At 72.0% G+C, this 14,125-nt stretch carries 9 protein-coding genes; 5 read left to right on the top strand and 4 right to left on the bottom strand.

The features are described from left to right. Positions 1-144: 144 nt before the first annotated feature. The 3 genes from ACFC8N_RS07470 to ACFC8N_RS07460 all read right to left on the bottom strand — a co-directional run bounded on the left by ACFC8N_RS07470 (position 145) and on the right by ACFC8N_RS07460 (position 3,978). A complete protein-coding gene (locus ACFC8N_RS07470) occupies positions 145-1,791 on the bottom strand; it encodes a cation acetate symporter (RefSeq protein WP_356027175.1) in 1,647 nt (548 codons plus the stop codon). Beyond that, the gene (locus tag ACFC8N_RS07465; protein WP_376287298.1) at positions 1,788-2,243 is read right to left on the bottom strand and encodes a DUF485 domain-containing protein; all 456 of its coding nucleotides are present in this window, start codon (positions 2,241-2,243) and stop codon (positions 1,788-1,790) included. The genes ACFC8N_RS07470 and ACFC8N_RS07465 overlap by 4 nt, the downstream gene beginning before the upstream one ends. A 208-nt stretch (positions 2,244-2,451) precedes the next feature. Continuing rightward, complete coding sequence (locus ACFC8N_RS07460) at positions 2,452-3,978, bottom strand: MFS transporter (protein ID WP_356027179.1); 1,527 nt, start codon at positions 3,976-3,978, stop codon at positions 2,452-2,454. A gap of 481 nt (positions 3,979-4,459) precedes the next feature. Here ACFC8N_RS07460 and ACFC8N_RS07455 point away from each other — a divergent pair, with 481 nt between their 5' ends. From ACFC8N_RS07455 to ACFC8N_RS07435, 5 genes are all read left to right on the top strand, one after another. Continuing rightward, on the top strand, positions 4,460-5,248 hold the full coding sequence (locus ACFC8N_RS07455; protein WP_071374676.1) for an ABC transporter ATP-binding protein: 789 nt from the start codon (positions 4,460-4,462) through the stop codon (positions 5,246-5,248). Beyond that, positions 5,245-7,827: an ABC transporter permease gene (locus ACFC8N_RS07450; RefSeq protein ID WP_376287294.1), complete on the top strand. Its 2,583-nt coding sequence runs from the start codon at positions 5,245-5,247 to the stop codon at positions 7,825-7,827. The genes ACFC8N_RS07455 and ACFC8N_RS07450 overlap by 4 nt, the downstream gene beginning before the upstream one ends. Positions 7,828-8,015: 188 nt before the next feature. Next, entirely contained in the window at positions 8,016-11,549 is a 3,534-nt protein-coding gene (gene mfd / locus ACFC8N_RS07445) for a transcription-repair coupling factor (protein ID WP_376287292.1), read from the top strand. A gap of 243 nt (positions 11,550-11,792) precedes the next feature. Further along, complete coding sequence (locus ACFC8N_RS07440; protein WP_356027185.1) at positions 11,793-12,515, top strand: HNH endonuclease family protein; 723 nt, start codon at positions 11,793-11,795, stop codon at positions 12,513-12,515. Positions 12,516-12,566: 51 nt separating this feature from the next. Next, a complete protein-coding gene (locus ACFC8N_RS07435) occupies positions 12,567-13,310 on the top strand; it encodes an N-acetyltransferase (protein WP_376287288.1) in 744 nt (247 codons plus the stop codon). 75 nt (positions 13,311-13,385) lie between these two features. Here the strand turns inward: ACFC8N_RS07435 and ACFC8N_RS07430 are convergent, their stop codons facing one another. Next, positions 13,386-14,120: a hypothetical protein gene (locus tag ACFC8N_RS07430; protein ID WP_376287285.1), complete on the bottom strand. Its 735-nt coding sequence runs from the start codon at positions 14,118-14,120 to the stop codon at positions 13,386-13,388. Positions 14,121-14,125: the final 5 nt, after the last annotated feature.

The raw sequence follows: 14,125 nt of genomic DNA, 5'->3' as shown, positions 1-14,125 counted from the left end.
CGTCATCACGACGCGCCGTCAGCCTACCGAAAAGTGGCATGATCGTATCAGTCACAAGGCGTCAACAAGCGTGCACCTGTTGGTGTTTAACTGGTCATCACCGAACGTCCACATGTCTCGGTGGTGAAAAAACTTGACTCTCCGTCAATTCCCCCTGCGTACGGCCCCCGCGAGGATCCAGCCCTCCACCGCCTCGTACTGGCGCCGCTGCTGCTCCGCCTTGTCGCGCCCGGAGGCCAGCGTGCCGAGCCAGCCGAACAGGAAGCCGGCCGGGATGGAGACGATGCCGGTCGTGGTGAACGGGAAATAGGTGAAGGAGGCGTGCGGGAACGCCGCGAGGGGCGAGCCGGAGACCAGCTTGGTGCCCGGCATGAGCAGCAGCACGCTGAGCGTGCCCCCGATCAGCGTGGCCAGCAGTCCGCCACGGGTGTAGCGCCGCCAGAAGAGGCCGTAGACCAGGGCGGGCGCGAGGGCCGAGGCGCCCAGGCAGAAGGAGAGCGTCACCAGGGGCTGCAGGCTGTGGTGCTGCACCAGGGTGGCGAGCAGGATCGTCGGCACACCGATCGCGAGCGCGGACACGCGCGCGAGGGCCATCTCGCGCCGGGGCGGCATCTCCCGCACGTGCGCGGCGAAGACGTCGTGGGCGAGGGAGTTGGCACAGGCGAGGATCATCCCGGCCACCGAGGCGAGCAGGGTCAGGAAGATCGCGGTGGTGACCAGGGTGAACAGGAAGGTCTCCGGCACCGACACGTCCGCCCCGAACGCCGCCCGGGAGCCCAGCAGATACGCCGTGTTGCCCTGCGGATCGGCCCCGGCGATCACGCCGCGTCCGAGCAGCGCGGTGGCGCCGACGCCGACCACCGTGATGACCAGCACGAACAGGGCGACGATCGACACCGCCCAGGACATCGAGCGGCGTACCTGGCGGGCGCTGGAGGCGGTGTACATGCGCATGGTGATGTGGGGCAGGCAGGCGCCGCCGAGCACGACGGTCAGCTCGGAGGCGATCATGTCGAGCCGGGAGCGGCCCGAGGTGCCGAACTCCAGCCCGGAGTGCAGGAAGGCGGGCCCGGCACCGCTGCGCCGGGCGGCGGCGGAGAACAGGGCGCCCGGGTCCCAGTCGAAGCGGCGCAGGATCAGTACGGCGACCACGGCGCCCGAACCGACCAGCGTCACGATCTTCAGGATCTGGATCAGGGCGGTGCCCTTCATGCCGCCGATCGCCGCGTACGCGATCATCAGGGCGCCCAGCGCCACGACGCACGCGGTCTTCAGCGACGCGTCCGAGAAGCCCAGGATGAACGCCATCAGCTGCCCCGCTCCGGCGAGCTGCACCAGCATGAGCGGCAGCAGCGCGGCGATGGTCACCGCGCAGGCCGTGACGCGCACGCAGCGGCCGGGCAGCCGGCGCGCGAGCGCGTCGCCCATGGTGAACCGGCCCGCGTTGCGCAGCGGTTCGGCCAGCAGGAACATCAGCAGCATCAGCGACAGCGCCGTGCTGAGGGCGAGCACGAGCCCGTCGTAGCCGCACAGGGCGATCACGCCGCCGGTGCCGAGGACGGTGGCCGCGGAGATGTAGTCGCCGGCGATGGCGAGGCCGTTGCGCAGCGGGGACAGGGAGCCGTAGCCGGTGTAGAACTCGTCGAGGTCGTCGTGGTCGGGGCCGGTCATCACGCACAGCAGCAGGGTCACCGTGGCGACGGCCGAGAAGGCGACCAGGGACATGGTCTGGGTCCGGCCGCTGAAAGCGGTGAGGCCCCACACGGCGGGGGAGACGGCGGCCGCGCTCATCGGACCGCTCCGCGCCGGGCGTCCAGCGCGGCCTCCGCGCGGATGCGGTCCGCGAGCGGATCGACGTGCACGCGCGCGGTGTACTCGTACAGGGCGATCGCGAGCCAGGTGACGGGCAGTTGGAGCAGGGCGAGCAGCAGGCCGGCCGGGATGCCGTCGGCGACCGGGCGGGTCATGACGCCGGGCGCGCCCGCGGACAGCACCAGGAACAGCGTGAAGTAGCCGAGCGCGGTGAGCGTGGCGGTGCGCCGCTGCCACCGGTAGGCGCCGCGCAGGACGCGCAGGTCGCGGTGGTGACCGACGGGCGCGCGGGGCGGGCGGCGGGGCACGGGCGCCGGTTCGGGGGGCGGGGGCTGCCAGGGGTAGGTGAGCGGGGACGGGGGCTGCGGGCCGTACGGCGCGCGGGGCGGCGCGTACGACGCGTGCGGGGGGTGCGACGGGTCGTGGGACATCCCGGGGCTCCTTGCGTGGCTCGGGTCCGTGGCGGCGGACCGCAGGGAGGTGGGGGGTGGGCGGAGCCCCGCACGCTACTCGCGGGTACCCGGGCCGCGCGGCGTTTTCGCCGAACTGGCCGGTCGGTATGCGCTTACTTCGCAAAAACGTTTCCGACCTGGGGTGTCACCCGCGTCGACCAAGCCGTGCCGGGCCGGGCGCCGGCGCTCACTCGGTGCGGACCGGGAACCGCCGCGGTGCGAGGAACAGCAGGACCAGGAAGGCCAGGGCCGCCGCGCAGGCCGCGCCGAGGTACACCGCGTGCACCGCGTCCGCGATCGCCCGCCGGGTCGCGCCCGGGGCCGTACCGGCGTTCAACGCGCGCGTGACGGAGTCCAGATCGCCCGCGCCGCCCAGCCGCGCGGCCAGCACCCCGTTGGCGACGGCACCGAACAGCGAGGCGCCGAGGGTCTGTCCGGTCTGCCGGCAGAACAGCACGGACGCGGTCGTGGTGCCCCGCTCCGACCAGCCCACCGTCGACTGGACCCCGACGATCAGCGGCAGCTGGAACAGCCCCAGCGCGCCGCCCAGCAGCAGCATCAGCAGCGTCGGCTGCCACCACGACCCCGGGTAGGGCAGGAACGGGAACGCGAACAGGATGAGCGTCGCCAGGCCGATGCCGAGCAGGGCGGTGTCGCGGAAGCCGATGCGCCGGTAGACGTGCTGGCTGAGCGCCGCCGACACCGGCCAGCTCAGCGTCCACACCGACAGCACGAACCCGGCGGCCACGGGCGCGAGTCCGAGCACCGACTGCGCGTACGTCGGCAGGAACACGCTCGGCGCCACCATCAGCAGCCCCAGCGCGCCGAGCGCCAGGTTGACCGCCGCGATCGTCCGGCGCCGCCACACCCACCCCGGGATGATCGGCTGCGCCGCCCGCCGCTCCACCCACACCACGACCCCGGTCAGCGCGAGGCCCGCCGCGAACAGCGCGAGCGAGGGCGCCGACAGCCACGGCCAGGCGACCCCGCCCTGCACCAGCGCCGTCAGCAGCACCCCGCCGGCCGCGAACACCGCGAGCGCCCCGGCCCAGTCCACGCGCGCGCGTGCCCGCTGTCCCGTGCCCTCTTCGGCGCTCTGCGGCAACTCCCGCGCGGGCTCGTGCAGATGGCGGACGACCAGCCACAGCGCGGCCGCGCCGATCGGCAGATTGACCAGGAAGATCCAGCGCCAGTCGGCGTACGCGGCGAGCAGTCCGCCGAGCCCCGGCCCGGCGACCGCCGACACCGCCCACACCGTGGACAGCTTCGACTGGATCTTCGGGCGTTCCGCGAGCGGATACAGATCGGCGGCCAGGGTCTGCACGGTGCCCTGCAACGCCCCGCCGCCCAGGCCCTGCACGACCCGGAACGCGATCAGCGCCGCCATGTTCCACGCGGCCGCGCACAGCAGCGAGCCCAGCAGGAACACGGCCGAGCCCACCACCAGCACCGGCTTGCGGCCGAAGGTGTCGGACAGCTTGCCGTAGACGGGCAGCGAGACGGTCACGGCGAGCAGGTAGCCGGAGAACAGCCAGGAGAAGACGGAGAACCCGCCGAGGTCGCCGACGATCTGCGGTACGGCCGTGGAGACGATGGTGGAGTCGAGCGCCGCCAGCGCCATCGACAGCATCAGCGCGGCGACGACCGCCCCCCGCCGCCGGGTGCCGTGCCGCTCGCCGGTGCCGCCGCGTATCGCGGGCCGTGTACTCCCCACCGCTGATCCCTCCCCATGCGTCCCGGGCTGCCGGAATCCCCGGATCCCCGGGGAACCTACCCCGTGCCCCTTGCAGCCATCTGCGTTCCGCGAGGCCGCCGCGAGGCCGCCGCGAGCCCGTGGACTTGACCCTGACGCGACGGGAGGGTGGAGGCTCGGGGCGTCGAAGGGTGGAGACGACCCCGAGACGGCCTCCGCCTCAGGACGGAGGACCCCTAGGGGTGTCTCCGTACCAGGGCTCGGGGAGGGTTCGTCCGGGCGGAGGAGGAGACGGGCCGGGAGCGTTCCTTAACCTGGCTTTACGCCGCTGGGGGGCGGCCGGCCGAACCGGCGGGGGTGGGGTTTACCCCAGGGGAAGACGGGGCTTCGCACCAGCGCGCGGCGCCCCCGCCGGCCGCGAGACTCATCGACGTACCCAGGACGACGCACCGCACCGCGGCGCACCCTGCACCGACCTGTCAACCGACATAGGAGACATACCGTGACATCGGCTGTGACCATTCCCAGGCACGGGGGTACTGGAGGGACTACGGCCGTTGCCGCGCGGGCGCGGCAGGTCGTGAAGGCGTACGGGTCCGGCGAGACCCGTGTCGTCGCCCTCGACCACGTCGACGTGGACATCGCCCGCGGCCAGTTCACCGCGATCATGGGCCCCTCCGGGTCCGGCAAGTCCACCCTGATGCACTGCCTCGCCGGCCTCGACACCGTCTCGTCCGGGCAGATCTACCTGGACGAGACCGAGATCACCGGCCTGAAGGACAAGAAGCTCACCCAGCTGCGGCGCGACCGGATCGGCTTCATCTTCCAGGCGTTCAACCTGCTGCCGACCCTGAACGCGCTGGAGAACATCACGCTGCCCATGGACATAGCCGGCCGCAAGCCGGACCGGGCCTGGCTGGACCGCGTGGTGGAGACCGTCGGGCTCGCCGGGCGGCTCAGGCACCGGCCGACCCAGCTCTCCGGCGGACAGCAGCAGCGCGTCGCCGTGGCCCGCGCGCTCGCCGCCCGCCCGGAGATCATCTTCGGGGACGAGCCGACCGGAAACCTCGACTCGCGCGCGGGTGCCGAGGTGCTCGGCTTCCTGCGCCGTTCCGTGGACGAACTCGGCCAGACCATCGTGATGGTCACCCACGACCCGGTGGCCGCCTCCTACGCGGACCGCGTGCTGTACCTCGCCGACGGCCGGATCGTCGACGAGATGTACCAGCCGACGGCCGATCAGGTCCTCGACCGCATGAAGGACTTCGACGCCCGGGGACGTACGTCATGACCGTCCTGAAGACCTCGATGCGCAACTTCTTCGCGCACAAGGGCCGGATGGCGCTCTCGGCGGTCGCGGTCCTGCTGTCGGTGGCGTTCGTGTGCGGCACCCTCGTCTTCACCGACACGATGAACACCACCTTCGACAAACTGTTCCAGGCCACGGCCTCGGACGTGACGGTCAGCGCGAAGAGTTCCTCCGACACCGGCCAGACGACCTCCCGCACCGGCAGGCCCCCGGTCCTGCCGGCCGCCGTGCTCGGCACGGTCCGCGGTGCCCAGGGCGTGCGGTCGGCCGAGGGCACCGTGTTCTCCACGTCGGTCACCGTGATCGACGCGAACAAGGACAAGCTGTCGCCGAGCAGCGGCGCCCCGACCATCGTGGGCAGCTGGAACGGCAACGACGCCCGCACCATGCAGATCACCAAGGGCGCGGCGCCCAAGGGCCCGGACCAGGTCATGGTCGACGAGGACACCGCCGACAAGCACCACCTGAGGATCGGCTCCGACATCGGCATGATCTCGGTCGTCGGCACGCACCACGCGCGCGTGTCCGGCATCGCCGCCTTCAAGGTCACCAACCCGGGCGCGGCCATCTTCTACCTGGACACGAAGACCGCCCAGCAGACCCTGGTCGGCCGGACCGGCGTCTACACGAACGTCAACGTCACCGCCGCCCAGGGCGTGACGAACGACCAGCTGAAGAAGAACGTCACGGCCGCCCTCGGCCACGGCTACAAGGTGCAGACCGCCAAGGAGGTCGCCGACGCCAACCAGAAGAGCGTCAAGAGCTTCCTGAACGTCATGAAGTACGCGATGCTCGGCTTCGCCGGGATCGCCCTCCTCGTCGGCATCTTCCTCATCATCAACACCTTCTCGATGCTCGTCGCCCAGCGCACCCGCGAGATCGGCCTGATGCGCGCCATCGGCTCCTCCCGCAAGCAGGTCAACCGGTCCGTGCTGGTCGAGGCCCTGCTGCTCGGGGTGATCGGCTCCGTGCTCGGCGTCGGCGCGGGCGTCGGCATCGCGGTCGGCCTGATGAAGCTCATGGGCCAGATGGGCATGCACCTGTCCACCGACGACCTGACCATCGCCTGGACGACTCCCACGGTCGGCCTGCTCCTCGGCGTCGTGGTCACCGTCCTCGCCGCCTACCTGCCCGCCCGGCGGGCCGGCAAGATCTCCCCGATGGCCGCCCTGCGCGACGCCGGCACCCCGGCCGACGCCAAGGCCGGCCTGCTGCGCGCCGTGATCGGCCTGCTCCTCACCGGCGCCGGCGGCTACAGCCTGTACGTCGCCGCCACCGCCGACAAGGCGAAGGCCGGCTCCGGCTGGCTGGGCCTCGGCGTGGTGGCCACCCTGATCGGCTTCGTCGTCATCGGCCCGCTGCTCGCCGCCGGCCTGGTCCGGATCCTCGGCGCGATCATCCTGCGCGTCTTCGGCCCGGTGGGCCGCATGGCCGAGCGCAACGCGCTGCGCAACCCGCGCCGCACCGGCGCCACCGGCGCGGCCCTGATGATCGGCCTGGCCCTGGTCGCCTGCCTGTCGGTGGTCGGCTCCTCCATGGTCGCCTCCGCCACCGACCAGCTCGACAAGACCGTCGGCACGGACTTCATCGTCCAGCCGGACAACCAGCAGCTCATCGCCCCCCAGGCGGTCAAGCTCCTCAGGGCCACCCCGCAGCTCGCGCGGGTCACCGAGTACCGGCCGGCCCAGGCCGACCTCACCACCCCGGACGGCCGGACGCTCAAGGACACGGAGATCACGGCGGCCGACCCGACGTACGCGACCGACCTGCGCAAGAAGACCGTCGCCGGGGACCTCAAGGACGCCTACCTGCCCGACTCGATGTCCGTCCACGACAAGTTCGCCAGGGCGCACGGCATCCACCTCGGCTCGAAGATCACCGTGGCGTTCAAGGACGGATCCGCCGCCCGCCTGACGGTCCGCGCGATCACCAGCAGCGACGACGTGATCGACCAGAGCGCCCTGTACACATCGATCGCCACGCTCGCGCAGCACGTCCCCGCCGACCGGATGCCGCTCGACCAGATGGTCTTCGCCACCGCCAGGGACGGACAGCAGGCGGCCGCCTACAAGGCGATGAAGTCGGCCCTGCACGACGACTTCCCGCAGCTGACCGTGCGCGACCAGACCGACTACAAGAAGGCGCTGAAGGACCAGATCGGCCAGCTGCTCAACATGATCTACGGCCTCCTCGCCCTCGCGATCATCGTCGCCGTCCTGGGCGTGGTGAACACCCTGGCCCTGTCGGTGGTCGAGCGGACCCGGGAGATCGGCCTCATGCGGGCCATCGGACTCTCCCGCCGCCAGCTGCGCCGCATGATCCGCCTGGAGTCCGTGGTGATCGCCCTCTTCGGCGCCCTGCTCGGCCTCGGCCTGGGCATGGGCTGGGGCGCGACCGCCCAGAAGCTCCTGGCGCTCCAGGGCCTGAAGATCCTGGAGATCCCCTGGCCGACGATCATCACGGTCTTCGTCGCCTCGGCCTTCGTGGGCCTGCTCGCCGCCCTGATCCCGGCCTTCCGCGCGGGCCGCATGAACGTCCTGAACGCCATCGCGACGGACTAGCGGCCACAGGGCCGACCAGCTGCCGCAGCTGGTCCAACGACCACCGCATACGGGGGTTGCGGGGGAAAGACCCGGTGCCGGGGAGTTCTGCGGGACTCCCCGGCACCGGGTTGTCCACAGGCCCGACGGCGACGTCGGCAGCGTCGTACGCTGGGGGACGTTGCCCACTCCTCGGACGGAAAGCCCACATGAGCCTGCACGGTCTGCTCGACGCCCTCGTCAAGGACCCCGCCCTCGCGGAAGCGATCACGGCGGCCGCGGACGGCAACCGCATGCACGTCGACCTCGTCGGCCCCCCGGCGGCCCGCCCCTTCGCGGTCGCCGCCCTCGCCCGCGAGGCGGGCCGCCCGGTGCTGGCCGTCACGGCGACGGGCCGCGAGGCCGAGGACCTGGCCGCCGCCCTGCGCTCCCTGCTGCCCGAAGAGGGCGTCGTGGAGTACCCCTCCTGGGAGACCCTCCCGCACGAGCGGCTCAGCCCGCGCAGCGACACCGTCGGCCGCCGCCTCGCCGTCCTGCGGCGCCTGGCCCACCCCAGCCCCGACGACCCCGAGACCGGCCCGGTCTCCGTCGTCGTCGCGCCCGTGCGCTCCGTGCTCCAGCCGCAGGTCAAGGGCCTCGGCGAGCTGGAGCCCGTGTCCCTGCGGACCGGGCAGAGCGCCGACCTGAACGACACCGTGGCAGCCCTCGCCGCCGCCGCCTACGCGCGCGTGGAACTGGTCGAGAAGCGCGGCGAGTTCGCCGTGCGCGGCGGCATCCTGGACGTCTTCCCGCCCACCGAGGAACACCCCCTGCGCGTGGAGTTCTGGGGCGACGACATCGAGGAGATCCGCTACTTCAAGGTCGCCGACCAGCGCTCCCTCGAAGTCGCCGAGCACGGACTGTGGGCCCCGCCGTGCCGCGAACTGCTCCTCACCGACGACGTCCGCGCACGCGCGCGTGCGCTCGCCGAGGAACACCCGGAGCTGGGCGAGCTCCTGAACAAGATCGCCGAGGGCATCGCGGTCGAGGGCATGGAGTCGCTCGCGCCGGTCCTCGTGGACGACATGGAGCTGCTGCTCGACGTCCTCCCCAAGGGCTCGATGGCCGTCGTCTGCGACCCGGAGCGGGTCCGCACGCGCGCCGCCGACCTCGTGGCCACGTCCCAGGAGTTCCTCCAGGCCTCCTGGGCGGCCACCGCCGGCGGCGGCGAGGCCCCGATCGACGTCGGCGCGGCCTCCCTGTGGTCCATCGCCGACGTCCGCGACCGCGCGCGCGAGCTGGACATGATGTGGTGGTCCGTCTCACCGTTCGCCGCCGACGAAGAGCTTGACGCGGACACCCTCAAGCTCGGCATGCACGCGCCCGAGACCTACCGCGGCGACACCGCGCGGGCCCTCGCCGACACCAAGGGCTGGCTCGCCGACGGCTGGCGCGCGGTGTTCGTCACCGAGGGCCACGGCCCCGCCGCCCGCACCGTCGAGGTCCTCGGCGGCGAGGGCATCGCCGCCCGCCTGGACACCGACCTCACCGAACCGACCCCGTCGATCGTGCACGTCTCCTGCGGCTCGATCGAGTACGGCTTCGTGGACCCGGGCCTGCGGCTCGCCGTGCTCACCGAGACCGACCTGTCCGGCCAGCGCACCGCCGGCCGCGAGGGCGCGCGGATGCCGGCCCGCCGCCGCAAGACCATCGACCCGCTCACCCTGGAGGCGGGCGACTACATCGTCCACGAACAGCACGGCGTCGGCCGCTACATCGAGATGGTGCAGCGCACCGTGCAGGGCGCCACGCGCGAGTACCTCGTCGTGGAGTACGCGCCCGCCAAACGCGGCCAGCCCGGCGACCGGCTGTACATCCCGACCGACCAGCTGGAGCAGATCACCAAGTACGTCGGCGGCGAGGCGCCCACCCTGCACCGCCTCGGCGGCGCGGACTGGACCAAGACCAAGGCCCGCGCCAAGAAGGCCGTCAAGGAGATCGCCGCCGACCTGATCAAGCTCTACAGCGCGCGCATGGCCGCCCCCGGCCACTCCTTCGGCGCCGACACACCCTGGCAGCGCGAGCTGGAGGACGCCTTCCCCTACGCCGAGACCCCGGACCAGCTCACCACCATCGCCGAGGTCAAGGAGGACATGGAGAAGACGGTCCCCATGGACCGCCTGATCTGCGGCGACGTGGGCTACGGAAAGACCGAGATCGCGGTGCGGGCCGCCTTCAAGGCCGTACAGGACGGCAAACAGGTCGCCGTCCTCGTGCCGACGACCCTGCTGGTGCAGCAGCACTTCGGCACGTTCTCCGAGCGGTACGGCCAGTTCCCGGTCAACGTGAAGGCCCTGTCCCGCTTCCAGACCGACACCGAGGCCAAGGCCGTCCTGGAGGGCCTCAAGGACGGCGCGGTCGACGTCGTCATCGGCACCCACCGCCTGTTCTCCTCCGAGACCCGGTTCAAGGACCTCGGCCTGGTCATCGTCGACGAGGAGCAGCGCTTCGGCGTCGAGCACAAGGAGCAGCTGAAGAAGCTGCGCGCCAACGTCGACGTGCTGACCATGTCGGCCACGCCCATCCCGCGCACCCTGGAGATGGCGGTCACCGGCATCCGCGAGATGTCGACGATCACCACCCCGCCCGAGGAGCGCCACCCGGTGCTCACCTTCGTCGGGCCGTACGAGGAGAAGCAGATCGGCGCCGCCATCCGCCGCGAACTGCTGCGCGAGGGCCAGGTCTTCTACATCCACAACCGGGTCGAGTCCATCGACCGGGCCGCGGCCCGCCTGCGCGAGATCGTCCCCGAGGCCCGTATCGCCACCGCGCACGGCCAGATGTCCGAGCAGGCGCTGGAGCAGGTCGTCGTCGACTTCTGGGAGAAGAAGTTCGACGTGCTCGTCTCGACCACGATCGTCGAGTCCGGCATCGACATCTCCAACGCCAACACCCTCATCGTGGAGCGCGGCGACACCTTCGGCCTGTCCCAGCTGCACCAGCTGCGCGGCCGCGTCGGCCGAGGCCGCGAGCGCGGGTACGCGTACTTCCTGTACCCGCCGGAGAAGCCGCTGACCGAGACCGCGCACGAGCGCCTGGCCACCATCGCCCAGCACACCGAGATGGGCGCGGGCATGTACGTGGCCATGAAGGACCTGGAGATCCGCGGCGCCGGCAATCTGCTCGGCGGCGAGCAGTCCGGCCACATCGCGGGCGTCGGCTTCGACCTGTACGTCCGCATGGTCGGCGAGGCGGTCGCGGACTACCGGCGCCAGCTGGAGACGGGGGAGATCGAGGAGGAGGCCCCGCTCGAAGTCAAGATCGAGCTGCCCGTCGACGCGCACGTCCCGCACGACTACGCGCCCGGCGAGCGCCTGCGCCTCCAGGCCTACCGCGCCATCGCCTCCGCCAACAGCGAGGAGGACATCAAGGCCGTCCGCGAGGAACTCACCGACCGCTACGGCAAGCTGCCCGAGCCGGTGGAGAACCTGCTGCTCGTGGCCGGACTGCGGATGCTCGCGCGCGCGTGCGGCGTCGGCGAGATCGTGCTCCAGGGCACCAACATCCGCTTCGCGCCCGTGGAGTTGCGCGAGTCCCAGGAACTGCGCGTCAAGCGGCTGTACCCGGGCACGGTCATCAAGCCGGCCGTGCACCAGGTGCTCGTCCCCCGCCCGAAGCCAGCGAAGGTCGGCGGCAAGCCGCTGGTCGGCCGCGAACTGCTGGGCTGGGTCGGCGAGTTCCTCGCCTCGGTCCTCGGGTCGTAGCGGGCGGACCCCGGAGCTGCGTCAAGGCCGAGCGTGCGGGGGTGCGGAGTGACCGGGCGCACAGGAGCCGCGGCCGTACTCCCCCTGGCGGGCCCCCGTATGCCCCAACTCGTTCGCGAATTGCGTGGATACGCCCATTTTGGCCCCATCTCCCCCTGGTCATAGGGCGGTTACCGTAAGGGAAGGAACGATTCCGCCTGTGTCCGCGGGCGGGCCGGGGAGAGCGAGCGAGGGGGACGTACCGTGACGCGTCTGAGGGGCGGGGCGGTCGCGGCCGCCGCCGTGGTGGTGGTGACCGCCGTGGCCGGCTGCAACACGGACAAGACCAAGGGGGCCTCCGGGCCCGAGCGGTCCGGAGGCGGGGGCGCGGTCATGGCCGCCGTCGACTCACTGACCGTCAAGGGGCGTGCCCCGAAGACCGGTTACTCCCGCGCCCGGTTCGGCACCGCCTGGGCCGACACCGACTCCAACTCCTGCGACACCCGCGACGACATCCTCAAGCGGGACCTGAAGAGCGTGAAGACCACCGGCGGCAGCTGCAGGGTCACGTACGGCCTGCTCGAACCCGACCCCTACTCCGGCAAGGAGATCACCTACCGGCGCGGCGCCAGCCAGGTCGACATCGACCATGTCGTCCCGCTCTCCGACGCCTGGCAGAAGGGCGCCGAGTACTGGGACGCCGGCAAGCGCATCGCGCTGGCCAACGACCCCCTCAACCTCATCGCGGTCGACGCGGGCACCAACCGCGGCAAGGGCGACGGCGACGCGGCCACCTGGCTGCCGCCGAACGGGGCGTACCGCTGCACCTATGTGGCCACCCAGGTCGCCGTGAAGAAGAAGTACGGCCTGTGGGTCACCGACGCCGAGAAGGCCGCCATGAAGAAGGTCCTCGCCGGCTGCCCGAGCCAGAAACTCCCCTCCGGCGGCAACCCGACGAAGGCGCCGGAGCGCTTCACGGCGAAGTGAGCCGGGAAATCCGGTACCGGGCCGGGCGGGGCGCCGCCTACCGTGAAGGTCATGGACGTCAAGGTGAGCAGTGTCGCCGAGCGGCCCGACCGGCTGCGCGCGGTGTTCGAGATGGCCGACACCTGGCCCGAGTTCGTCACCAACGACCCCGTGGGCACCGCGCACTACGGCCGTATCGCCGCCGAACTGCCGCAGCACGCGCTGTTCGCCGAGGACGAGCACGGCGAGATCCTCGCCCACGCCTTCAGCGTGCCCTTCGCCCTCGACGCCGAGGGCCGGGGCGCGCTGCCCGCGCGGGGCTGGGACCAGGTCCTGCTGTGGGCCTTCGCCGACCTGCGCCGCGGCATCCGCCCGGACACCGTGAGCGCCATCGCCGTCACCATCGCCCCGCGCGCCCAGGGCCACGGCCTGTCCGCCGTCATGCTCTCGGCGATGCGGGACAACGCCCGCGCCCACGGCTTCCGCGAGGTCGTCGCCCCCGTCCGCCCCAGCGCCAAGCACCTCGAACCGCACACCCCGATGACCGAGTACGCCTGCCGGGTACGCCCCGACGGGCTGCCGGAGGACCCGTGGCTGCGCGTCCACGCGCGCGTGGGCGGCACCATCGACTCCGTCGCCCCGGCCTCCATGACGGTCGGCGCCGCACTGGAGGAGTGGCGCCGCTGGACCGGGCTGCCGTTCGACACCACCGGGGACGTCGAGGTACCCGGGGCGCTCGTCCCGGTCCGCTGCGAGGCGGAGCGCGGGTACGGCGTCTACGTCGAGCCCAACGTGTGGATGCGGCACGCGCTGTGAGGGCGCGGGTGAGCCGCGGCCCGGAGGCCGCGGCTCACGCCCATGCCGTACGCGGGCGGGGGCCCGGCTCCTGGATCAGGCGGTCCTGATGTCCTTCAGGGAGCCGAGGACCTGGGCCGTCACCTTTCGCGCGGACGCGGCGCCGTTGTCGCTGCCCGCCGTGGACAGCACGGTGACCACGGCGGTGCCGGACCGGACCGCGAGGAGCGTGGTGCCGTTCTGCCAGGCGTCGCTCGTCAGGGTCATCGTGTAGGCCTCGTCACCGAGTCCGGGCGTGGACCGGCCGGTGACCTTCACCGTGGCGTGGGCCTCGGTGTCCGTGAACGTGGCGCACTCGGCGGCGACGGACCGCAGGTCCTTCATCAGCGCGGCCGCCGCATCGCCCTGGAACTCGTCGATCTCCTGGGCCACTTCCTGGGTCTTGTCCTTGGTCGCGTAGTCGTTCTGAGCGAACGACACGCCCCCTTCGAGACCGGTGGTCTGGATCCAGGACGTGCCCCCCAGCCGGGTGCAGTCCGGCTTTCCGGTGCTCTTGCCGGACGGCGAGACGAACTGGACGCCGCTGTCCGCGGCGCCGTCGGCCTCAAGGGTGAGCCCGGCCGGGAAGGCCGACGCGGGCGCCAGCGCCTGCTTCAGCTGCGTACCGGTGGCCGGCCCGGCGTTCACGTCCTTCTCCTTGGCCGGCCCGGCGCTCGCGGAGGCGCCGGTGGACGCATCGGAGGAACCGGAGGAACCGGAGGAACAGGCGGTGAGGGCCAGCGGGAGTGCCGCGACGGCGAGGAGCGTGGCGACGCGGGACGAGTGGCGCATGACAG

It is taken from the genome of Streptomyces sp. NPDC055966 (assembly GCF_042269865.1).
Classification (GTDB): domain Bacteria; phylum Actinomycetota; class Actinomycetes; order Streptomycetales; family Streptomycetaceae; genus Streptomyces.
This window is presented reverse-complemented; position numbering and strand designations above follow the sequence as displayed.